Annotated in this window: 9 protein-coding genes; 8 read left to right on the plus strand and 1 reads right to left on the minus strand. The window is 38.7% G+C overall.

Features of this window, described 5'->3' with window-relative positions; genetic code table 11:
- Positions 1 to 326 precede the first annotated feature (326 nt).
- Positions 327 to 1,769: a serine/threonine-protein kinase gene (locus tag H1P_RS25585; protein ID WP_144872801.1), complete on the minus strand. Its 1,443-nt coding sequence runs from the start codon at positions 1,767 to 1,769 to the stop codon at positions 327 to 329.
- 343 nt (positions 1,770 to 2,112) lie between these two features.
- On the opposite strand from H1P_RS25585, the gene H1P_RS25590 reads away from it, so the two are divergent.
- From H1P_RS25590 to H1P_RS25625, 8 genes are all read left to right on the plus strand, one after another.
- Positions 2,113 to 3,336, plus strand: coding sequence for a cysteine desulfurase family protein (locus tag H1P_RS25590; protein WP_144872804.1), 1,224 nt, complete (start codon positions 2,113 to 2,115; stop codon positions 3,334 to 3,336).
- A gap of 644 nt (positions 3,337 to 3,980) precedes the next feature.
- Positions 3,981 to 6,056: a ribonuclease E gene (gene rne / locus H1P_RS25595; protein WP_144872807.1), complete on the plus strand. Its 2,076-nt coding sequence runs from the start codon at positions 3,981 to 3,983 to the stop codon at positions 6,054 to 6,056.
- Between the two features lie 152 nt (positions 6,057 to 6,208).
- Positions 6,209 to 6,838 (plus strand): ribonuclease HII, encoded by a 630-nt coding sequence (locus H1P_RS25600; protein ID WP_144872810.1) that lies wholly within the window; start codon positions 6,209 to 6,211, stop codon positions 6,836 to 6,838.
- 98 nt (positions 6,839 to 6,936) lie between these two features.
- Positions 6,937 to 7,446 (plus strand): universal stress protein, encoded by a 510-nt coding sequence (locus H1P_RS25605; RefSeq protein WP_144872813.1) that lies wholly within the window; start codon positions 6,937 to 6,939, stop codon positions 7,444 to 7,446.
- Between the two features lie 315 nt (positions 7,447 to 7,761).
- The gene (locus H1P_RS25610) at positions 7,762 to 8,721 is read left to right on the plus strand and encodes a FecR domain-containing protein (RefSeq protein ID WP_246141953.1); all 960 of its coding nucleotides are present in this window, start codon (positions 7,762 to 7,764) and stop codon (positions 8,719 to 8,721) included.
- A gap of 310 nt (positions 8,722 to 9,031) precedes the next feature.
- Positions 9,032 to 9,586 carry a phycoerythrin subunit beta gene (locus H1P_RS25615; protein WP_144872819.1) on the plus strand — a complete coding sequence of 185 codons (555 nt, stop codon included), beginning with the start codon at positions 9,032 to 9,034 and terminating at the stop codon, positions 9,584 to 9,586.
- Positions 9,587 to 9,763: 177 nt separating this feature from the next.
- Entirely contained in the window at positions 9,764 to 10,258 is a 495-nt protein-coding gene (locus H1P_RS25620) for a C-phycoerythrin subunit alpha (protein WP_144872822.1), read from the plus strand.
- A gap of 182 nt (positions 10,259 to 10,440) precedes the next feature.
- Positions 10,441 to 11,046, plus strand: a complete 606-nt coding sequence (locus tag H1P_RS25625) for a HEAT repeat domain-containing protein (RefSeq protein ID WP_144872825.1) — start codon at positions 10,441 to 10,443, stop codon at positions 11,044 to 11,046.
- Positions 11,047 to 11,283 lie beyond the last annotated feature (237 nt).

An 11,283-nucleotide genomic window follows, 5' to 3' on the forward strand; every position in this document is an offset into this window, starting at 1 on the left:
CTTTGGTGGGGTTTTCTCTAATCAGTTTGAGTTCTAGCACCGCTTCATTTATTGTTTGCTTCTTATTTCACTCTTGCTAGGATATCTCTTTTTTCGTAATTAACGATCGGGAATTACCTAATCACATAATCATTTGTTGAGTGTCTGTCAACTAAGGAATGAGGAATGAGGAAGAAGGACGGGTCAACACGGGAGTGGAATAGCGCAACAGCCTTGCAGGAGGGTTTCCCGACCCAGACAAAGGACTTGCACTAAAGCACTCGCTTCGCGTCGTCCGCATGTACTGTTGTAAGACAGCGCGCTTTTCAGTCACGCATTTCCTCCTGTCAAAATCTTTTTTTAAATTCTCTGACTTGATTACTCTCAGAAATGTATTCCGCTACAGCATCAATTAATTCTTCTGGGGATTGGGGTTTTTGTTTTTGCATCACTTCTTGAACCACTAAAGCAGCCATCGAGCCGATGTAATAAGCTAGTTCTTGTTCACACCGTCTTATAAATTTCGTTCTGATAGATTTTTCGCTGGGTTGAGGATAGGGCTGATTTTGCGGAGCAGCAGGATTAACAGAACTAACAATCAACGTACTATCAATGGGGTGTGTACTATTACTATTACTGGTACTGGAAGATTTAGTGGAAGGCTTTTTGGGAAATGGCTCTTGTGGGGAAGAATTAGCTCTTGTAACGATAAAAGTGTCATCCACTACAGGAGGACGAGATACTTGAGGAGAAGGAAGAATTACAGTTTCATCAATCTGAGATTGTTGAGAAGATTGCCTAGAAGATTGACTAGGGGATGGTTTAGAGATAGATGGAGTCGCTTTTGTTGACTGTGTGGAGCGGTTTTTAGCGATCGCTTTTTTAGCATTAGTTGTCTGGGGATTGATAAAAAATTGTTGTAAATCTCTTAGAACTTCTTGGGCTGAATGATATCTTTTTAAAGGTTTTTCTTCTGTCATTTTCGAGAGAATTTTAATCAGATAGGTACCTACTCGAACATATTTTTGCCATTCCCATTCTAAAGACTGTTGATTTACTAAAGCTGTGGGGTCTTTTCCTGTCAGTAATACCAAAGCTGTAACCCCCAAAGCATATATATCGCTACTAGGAGAACAACGACCCATAATAATCTGTTCTTGAGGAGCGTAACCAATTTTGCCGACAAAGGACATTTTACCCACATAAGAAGGTCTTCTAAAGCTATTTTGCGGGGATTCCTGGTGAATATTTGTGAGCTTTCCCACACCAAAATCGATTAATACAGGTAATTTCTTTCCTGGGGGTTGCATGATATTGTCAGGAGAGATGTCGCGATGAATAATTCCTAACTTATGGATATAACTCAAAATAGGTAATAAGTTCATCAACCATCTGATAATTTCTGATTCTGTAAAAACTCGTTTGCTTTGCTGGCGTTTTTCTAAAAGCTCGGAATAAGTTTTACCTTTGACATACTCTTGAACTAAGAATAATCGATTTTGCTGTTCAAAACAGGCTAAAAATCGGGGAATTTGCGGATGATTAACTTTATGTAAGATTTTAGCTTCTCTTTTAAATAGACTACGAGATTTTTCGATATCATAATGCCCAGAACCGAAAGGAGCGAATTCTTTAAGAACACACAATTCATTGAAGCGATGGTTATCTAAAGCCAAATAAGTCCTACCCAGCCCCCCCTGTCCAATAATCTGCTTAATTAAATAGCGGTTAAGGATAAGCGTACCAGGTGGTATTTCTTCTTTACTAACAATAGAATTGTGACTGGACATAATCCCCTTTGTTTAGTCCCTGACAATGGCAGTTGCGATCTCTAAGTTTAATCAAAGAGAAGCTTGGTTCTAGGATCATAGACAACAAAACTCTGTATATTGCTTTTGGAGAAAATGATCTCTAAATACAAGCTAAGTGTAACTTTAACTAATTGAGAATCCAAGAAATTGAAGATGCTAGTCTGAGATATTTGGCTTTTTAGTTGTTCTTAGTCATTGTTTTTTTGCTATTGGTTATTTTTTATAATTGATTTAGGATTACTGTACTACACTCGATTTTCTACTTAACTTAGCCTACACTTTATAAACCTCTAAAACCTTAGACCACTACATTCCATAACTTATGTCCCAGAAGCCGATCTACTTAGATTGTCACGCCACCACACCAATGGATGAAAGGGTATTTGAAGCGATGAAACCCTATTTTTGCGATCGCTTTGGCAATCCTTCCAGTGTTCATGTTTATGGTTGGGAAGCCGAATCAGCGGTTAAACAAGCTCGCACGATTATTGCAGATGCGATTAATGCCAATCCTGAAGAAATTATCTTTACCAGTGGTGCTACAGAAGCGAATAACTTAGCTATTAAAGGTGTGGCAGAAGCCTATTTTAGTCAAGGAAAGCATATTATTACCGTAACTACAGAACACCGCGCAGTTCTCGATCCTTGTCAGTATTTGGCATCTTTGGGTTTTGAAGTTACTTATTTACCAGTACAATCCGATGGCTTAATCGATCTGCAACAGCTAAGTTTAGCTATCCGTGAGGACACCATTTTAGTCTCTGTAATGGCTGCTAATAATGAAATTGGTGTACTGCAACCTTTAGCCGAAATTGGGTCTATTTGTCATGAACACCAGGTATTATTTCATACCGATGCTGCTCAGGCGATCGCCAAAATTCCTTTAGATGTTGCCAAGATGCAAATTGACTTGATGTCTTTAACTGCTCATAAAGTCTATGGACCTAAAGGCATTGGTGCATTGTATATTCGTCGTCGTAGCCCCAAAGTAAAAATAGCTGCTCAACTCCAAGGAGGAGGGCAGGAAAAGGGTATTCGTTCGGGAACGTTGTATCCTCCGCAGATTGTCGGTTTTGCCAAAGCTGTAGAATTAGGGATGGGCGTGATGGAGACAGAAAGTAAATATTTATTACAATTGCGAGGGCAATTATGGTCTAAATTAAAATCTTTACCAGGAATTCATCTTAATGGAAATCTTAACCAAAGACTACCTGGCAACTTAAACCTTAGTATAGAAGGGGTAGATGGTGCTGCGTTATTACTGGGTTTACAGCAAACAGTAGCTCTATCTTCTGGTTCTGCTTGTTCGGCTGCGAGTACTGCACCATCCCATGTTTTAACTGCTTTGGGCAGAAACAAAAAACTTGCTCATGCTTCCCTCAGATTGGGTATTGGTCGATTTAACACCACAGAAGAAATTGCAACCGTAGCCCAAGAAGTAGCAGCAACCATTGAAGCTCTACGTCAAGCAAACCATTGGCAACCTAAAGAAAAGAGGAACGAAGAGATTTCCAACCCCGCATCGGCGGTAAGCGGTAAGCGGTAAGCACGCCGACACCGAGCAAGGGAATGCTGAAATCAGAGGAAATAGAAAACGACTAATTACTAACCACCTAATGATTTATTCTAAAATAATAATCTTATTGCCAAAAATTGTTTTTCAAGGTTATATTCAGGTTAAAATTTAATTTGGGCAGTCGTAGTAGCTTGGTGGTAATAAATAGCTACTTTACAAGTCGCAACCTTGTAACTAGAATATCGGAAAGATTTACTTGGCAATTGCAAAAATGGCATTTTGTGACCGCCATTAGATATATTTGACTAATCCTAGCTCTCTTTTAGATTTCTCTAGACTAGTCGCCACCCCAAATAGTTATATATACCACCAGCATTCGACCCTCAAACTAAATTCTCCCATACCGTTTGTTTTAGAAGATAACTAAAGAGTGAAAATCACAATACTGTCAATATAATCATTCCCAGAAGACCCAAAAAGTCTTCAGAAACTTGCAACTCAACCATCGAAGACGAGGTAGAGTAACCCCAGTCAGCTTCAGTTTCAATTCCAATACCACCCCAGTAATTAACTAATCCAAATATATGAAATTAATACTTGATTGAATTATTTTTGAACTGTTTTTAACGCTCATTAAAGCTCTACATACACACTTGATATTTTGAGGAAAATTAATGCCAAAACAAATTATTATTGCAGAACAGCACCAAATAGCTGCTGTTTTTTGGGAAGAACAAATACAAGAATTAGTAGTTTCTACTGGTACGCAACAAGTCAGCGATATTTATCTCGGCTCAGTAGAAAACGTCATTCCTGGTATTGATGCAGCTTTTGTGAATATCGGAGACTCAGAACGCAACGGTTTTATTCACGTTACAGACCTTGGCCCTTTGCGTCTGAAAAAAAGCGCAGCCAGTATTACAGAACTGCTAGTACCCCAACAAAAAGCTGTGGTTCAGGTCATGAAAGAACCCACAGGAAATAAAGGACCAAGATTAACAGGTAACATCACTTTACCAGGAAGATATTTAGTCTTGATGCCCTATGGCAAAGGGGTAAAACTATCGCGACGAATTAGAGAAGAAAGCGAGCGCAGTCGTCTTCGTGCTTTAGCTATCTTGGTTAAACCAGCAGGAATGGGGCTGTTGGTCAGAACAGAAGCCGATGGTCAACCAGAAGAAGCCATCACAGAAGACCTCGAAATGCTCAAAAGCCAGTGGGAATCGATTCAAGAACAAGCTAGTTATGCCAAACCTCCCACCCTTTTAAATCGAGATGATGATTTCATCCAAAGAGTACTAAGAGATATGTATTCTGCCGATGTTAACACCATTATGGTCGATTCTCAGGTGGCAATGAAACGAGTTAAACAACACCTGGTTAATTGGAGTGGTGGACGTTCTCCCCAAGGGGTTTTTGTCGATTACCATCGAGAACAACAACCAATTTTAGAATATTATCGGGTCAATGCTGCAATTAGAGAAGCTCTCAAACCAAGGGTAGAATTGCCTTCTGGCGGTTATATTATTATCGAGCCAACAGAAGCTTTAACTGTAATTGATGTTAACTCAGGCTCTTTTACTCGCTCTGCTACCGCCAGAGAAACTGTACTTTGGACTAACCGAGAAGCAGCTACAGAAATTGCTCGTCAACTGCGGTTGCGTAATATTGGTGGTGTGATTGTGGTTGATTTTATCGATATGGATACTAATCCAGACCGCCTGAAGCTACTAGAACACTTTAACAATGCTTTAAGAGCAGATAAAGCCAGACCGCAAATTGCTCAACTATCAGAGCTAGGTTTGGTTGAATTGACCCGTAAGCGTCAGGGACAAAATATTTATGAACTATTTGGTCAAACCTGTTCCAGTTGTGGTGGTTTGGGTCATTTAGCTCATCTCCCTGGAAGACAAGAGCACGAATCTTTAGAGAATCCCCCCATTACGCCTTTAGCAGTAGCTACTAACATTGTTGATACCAAAGAACGTAAAGTTATTGATGCTCCTGTAGAGATAGAAACTGAAAGTAGTCCTTACAAGCTAGATTTAGCTAACCATCCCAATTATCAAGAACAGGGAGTAAGCAACGGTAATCGTCGTCGTCGTCGTCGTCGCAACGATTTGGCACTGAAAGAAGACCTCAGCGATTCAGAAGTTGTCGTCAACTATTCTAGAGATCGAGATCGCTATAGCGATAATGAACAACCTTCGAGTAATGGCGATCGCAATATTCCTAATTTTGGCGAACATGATATTGCTTTACGCGATCGCAAATCGAGAATTCCCTCTCGTAATCCTCGCAGAGATGAACCCCAGGAAAAAATTTCTGTGGAGATGACCGATTTTGAACAAGAAATCTATGCCTTAATGGGTGTATCTCCCCTAATTCGTTTGGATCGCGAATTTAAAGACCCTAAATCAGTCCTAATTCAAATTAGAAAACCAGGAGAGGCTGAAGAGACAGAGAAAGAAACTACTAAAAACATAGAAATTACTACCGATACTGATGACAAAGCAGATGAAGTGGACGCAACACCAGTTCAAGAAACTCTTGATTTTGATGTTCCAGAAGTAGAATCCAGCGAAACAGTAGAATCAGAATCAGAATCAGAATCAGAATTAAGTTCTGTAGTTGAGTCAACGTCTTCTGAGGTTGAAGAAATTCAAGAAGAAGAAGAAGAAGAAGAAATAACTGATGGTCGTCGTCGCCGTCGTCGTCGCTCTTCTGCGAAAAAAGAGGTAACAGTTTAGACAGTTATCAGTGATTAGTGTTAAATAACAAGTGTTAATAACATTAGGGTGGGTAAACCTAACTTTCAATCACATAAAATACTAGAAAAACCGTTTTGCCCACCTTTTAAAGTATGCGCTTTTTGAGAAGAGCTAACCCAAACAACTTAAGGATGAATCAGAATATTTGTTTTGAGAGTTCTTTTTTACCCGAAGACATTAATCAAGATGTGCTTGTAGCAGGAGTTGATGAGGTAGGAAGAGGCGCGTTATTTGGCTCTGTAGTAGCTGCTGCGGTTGTTCTACCTCTATCTGCTATTCCTCAGTTGATTGAGCTTGGCGTAAAAGATAGCAAACAACTATCTCCTAAAAAACGCCATGACCTAATTAAACCCATTAAAAACGTAGTTACTCACTGTCATATTAGTGAAGCTACTATCGCAGAGATTGACGAGTTAAATATATTACAAGCTTCTTTGTTGGCAATGAAACGTGCGGTCTTGGCTTTAAAACCATCACCTGATATTTGTTTAGTAGATGGTAAGTTTGTGATTCCCAATTTGGCAATTTCTCAAACCAGCGTGATTAAAGGCGATCGCCAATCTTCTGTGATCGCTGCTGCTAGCATTTTAGCTAAAGTATGGCGAGACGATTTAATAATCAATTTGGCATCACAATATCCCGAATACGATCTGGCAAAAAATAAAGGTTATCCCACAGCAAAACATCGATTAGCCTTACAAAATCATGGTGTTTCCTCTCAGCATCGTAAATCTTTTGCTCCTTGTCGTCATATAATTTAATTAAATAAAAATTAAATTTTTTAAGCGTTACATAATTGAGTTAACAGATTATTTAATTAGTTAACTTAAGTAGTTAACGATCTGGGGGATAAAATACTATGTATCACAATATTTTGGTAGCGGTAGACAGTACTCAATTAAGTCAACAGGCTTTTCAAAAGGCTTTATCTATAGCTCAAGCGTTTTCTGCCAATTTACAAATAATGAATGTTGTCTCTCCTTTAATAGCTGAATATCAAGACACTACAGCTTTAGCTTTTGGGGATAGTTTATATCCCGATACCTTGGATAATTTGACGCAACAAGAACTGGTAAATGCTCAAGAAATAGGAATGAATTTATTGCGATCTTTACAAAAACAAGCCGAACAAATAGGAATCAAAGCAGAAATTACTCAACAAATGGGTCAACCAGAACAAGAAATTACTAATTTTGCTAAAGATTGGCAAGCAGATTTAATCGTCATTGGCAGTCATGGAAGAAAAGGCTTTGGTGAATTATTATTTGGTAGTGTCAGCAATTATGTATCTCATCATGTAACTTGTTCTGTCTTACTCGTTCATCAAGAAGCAGAAGCAGAAACTACTGTGGAAGAATCAGATAAGTAATTGTTTGGAAGAAAATTTAAAAATAGCTTTGTATTTTATGGCAGTTGCAGTGCTGTAAATTAAGACACCACTACACCCTAAACCCGACATTCCACATCCTGACCACACAATTAAATTTTCATAACTCAAACGGGATTACTATATACAAACCGCTACGGAAACTTATTGCGATAAATGAGTCGGTTGCGAATACCAAAAGAAAATCAATCGTAATGACTATCAAGCAAAGTTGTAGAACTGATTTATTTATTGATAAGTTTAGGTACGTTTCTTGATTAAATTAAATTAAATTGTACTACGCAGAGGTTGGTAAAATTGAACTTGCATAAAATCATCTCTTTTACCCAAAGATTAGCTATTGGCTTTATACTGACTGGCTTGTTGTCTAGTTCGGTGGTAGCCCAGTCAGTTTTAGAAAGTGCAGAAATTTACAAAGTACGTAATCAAGTAGAACTAAGCCGTCAAAATCAACCTGCATGGAGTCCAGCCAAATTAGGAGATAATATCATACCTCAAGATGCGATCAGAACTGGTGCTAATTCTCGGGCTGACTTACTATTTAATGAGGGTACATTCGTACGTACTGGTGCGGGGACAATTTTTCGTTTTCCTCCTGGTACAAGAAATTTTGAGTTAACCAGTGGTGCTGCTCTGATTATGATTCGCCCAGGACAAGGACAAAGTAATTTTAAAACTCCTGAAGCAAAAGTAGTCTCTCAGGGTACAGCTTTATTTATACAACATGACCCCAACACCAATGCATCTTTGGTAGGTGTTCTGACTAACAGTCCTAAAGGACCAGTCCAAGTCACTAATAATAACGGGGATGTTTCTATTGAATTAAATGCAGGACAATTTGTTTCTATTATTGATGGTGCAGTGGGTGTAATAGAACAATTTATCTTACCCATGTTCTATGAAACAGTAGAATTAGCTTCTGGTTTGGGGGTAGGACAAGAAAATTTAATTTCAGCAGAATCTCCCGAAGTACAAACTACCATTAATGCCGTTAAAGCAGAAGCTTTAGAACCATTAACTAATCAGCTTGCTTGGTTAAATGGTTTTTGTCGTTTTGATGTCAATTCTCAAGGAATACCTGAATTGATGCAATGGTTAGGGATAGGAGTTCCCGGGGCACAATTGTCTTTAAAATTGCCTCAAACTGATTTATTGGTAATTCCAGTGCGTTCTTTGACTGGTTTGAGTTGGCTTGGTAACTATTGCAAAAGTAATCAACTAACAACTGATGAGCCACAACCTACTACTAATAATTAGCAGCGAAAAACTTCTATAAATTATATTTGCTAGTATTTAAAAATTTTTATAATTATATTTGCTAGTATTTTAAGAAATATTAAGAGAGCGCGTGTATAACAGAAGTACAACATAGCCTGAATCCATCAAAAACTAACACAAACTCATTGACTCTGTAACAATATTTCGTCGAACATTACAGATTATTACTTTCTTCCTAATAAAAGAGATATTTGGATTGGTAATATCTTATCTTTTAAATCGACGGCTCAAGCTTCTCGACCGTCAAGATAAATAAAACAAATTTGTCAATAATATTAAGGAGAGCTCAATGCTTGACGCTTTTTCTAGAGCAGTAGTAGCTGCTGATTCCAAAACTTCTCCTATTGGTGGAGAAGAACTCGCTTCTCTCAAAGGCTTTATTGCAGAAGGTAACAAACGTTTAGACGCAGTAAATGCAATTGCTTCTAATGCTAGTTGTATTGTTTCTGATGCTGTTGCTGGTATGATTTGCGAAAACACTGGTTTAATTCAAGCTGGTGGTAATTGCTACCCCAACCGTCGTATGGCTGCTTGCTTACGTGATGGTGAAATTGTTCTTCGCTATATCACTTATGCTTTATTATCTGGTGATGCTTCTGTACTAGAAGATCGTTGCTTAAATGGCTTGAAAGAAACTTACACTGCTCTTGGTGTACCTCTTCAGTCCACTGGTCGCGCTGTGGGTATCATGAAAGCTGCTTCTATTGCTCACATCAACAACTCTAATACTGAAGGAAATGGTGGTAAGCGTTTCCGCAAAATGGAAATGATCAACGGCGATTGTGCTTCAATTTCCTCTGAAGCAGCTAGCTATTTCGACCGCGTAATTTCTGCTCTTAGCTAGAAATAAGTTTCTAGTATTTTTTTGATAGTCATTTATTCTCAAAAACTTGACGAGCGACCCCGCGCTTAACATAGGCGTTTATACCCGTCGCATTGGGTGCAAGGGAACGCGCGAGTCGTGACTATAACTTTATATTTTGTGGCTTTTGTAAAAGGCAATTCAGGAGATACCTAAATTATGAAATCTGTTGTTACTACAGTTGTTACTGCTGCTGATGCTGCGGGACGCTTTCCTACTACTTCCGACTTAGAATCAGTACAAGGTAGCCTTCAACGTGCTTCTGCTCGTTTAGAAGCTGCTGAAAAATTAGCTGCTAACCTAGACCAAGTTGCTCAAGAAGCTTATGATGCTTGCATCAAAAAGTATTCCTACCTCAACAACCAAGGTGAAGCTAACTCTACTGATACTTTCAAATCCAAATGTCTTCGTGACATCAAACACTATATGCGCCTCGTCAACTACTGCTTAGTTGTTGGTGGTACTGGTCCTCTTGACGAATGGGGTATTGCAGGACAACGCGAAGTTTACCGTGCTTTAAATCTTCCTACTGCTCCTTACGTAGAAGCTTTAACTTTTGCTCGTAACCGTGGTTGCGCTCCTCGCGATATGTCTTCTCAAGCTTTAGTTGAGTACAATAGTCTTCTAGACTATGCAATCAACTCCTTATCTTAGGATTTTCTTGCTGAGTTGAGTTTCGCGACTAAATAGTCGCGTATCTTTTAAATTAAATGGGGACTTGTGGTCTGTTGCTTTGACTTTAATCAGTTTAAGTTGCAGTTTACAAGTCTCCATTGTTTTGTCTGTTTTGTCTTAACTCCAATTTTTGATAGATTGATATTTTTATAGAAAAAATTATGTCTTTAGATAATTTATTCGCACAACTCAAACATCCCAATCCCAATTTAAGGAAAAGAGCCAGACAAGAAATTGCCGAACAACGAGACGAGAAGACAATTCCTCGTTTAATGGAAAATTTAGAAGATGAAGACATGGTTTATCGCAGAGCATCCGTTAAAGCTCTAGGGGTAATTGGAGTTGATTCCATACCTTATTTAGTAGAATCTTTAGCTAGTAAGGAAGATGCTACAGTGCGAGCTAGCTGCGCCAAGGCTTTAGCTCAAGTAGCCGTTAACCATCCCGATGAGCCTTTTCCCCAACAAGGAATTGAAGGTTTACGCCAGGGAGTAGACGATGAAAATCCTGTGGTTAATCTTTCTTCTGTAATGGCTTTGGGTGCGATTGGAAATCCTGCTTTAGATGTGTTGCTCGAAGCTTTAAATACCACGGATAATATAGCAGTAGGAGTAGCAATTGTTAATGCTTTAGGGGGAATTAATGATAATCTCGTTAGAGAAAAATTAACTCAAATGTCTAACGATGATTTTATAGACCCTTATTTAAAAGAATCGGCGGTTAGTGCTTTATCTCGTTTGGAAATGGTAGCGAAATACAACAGCTAATTATGGTTTCTTAAAATTAGCTCGCTTGCCATTAGCTATAAGCTAGAATCGCTTGAGAAGGAGGAGTTGACCTCCACGCACGCCCTATTCCACCGAGATCGAGCGTGAATGAGTTGAACCTGGCTATAAGCTTGGAGCTTAAAGCTGTTAGCTAGTTAAAAAAGTTGTCTGGTGGAGGAAGGTAATTAGCATTAGTGACAAGTTAAGAAAAAGTACAAATTGTCAAATGCAGTCAAA

The sequence above is a fragment of the Hyella patelloides LEGE 07179 genome (assembly GCF_900659865.1).
In the GTDB taxonomy this organism is placed as follows: domain Bacteria; phylum Cyanobacteriota; class Cyanobacteriia; order Cyanobacteriales; family Xenococcaceae; genus Hyella; species Hyella patelloides.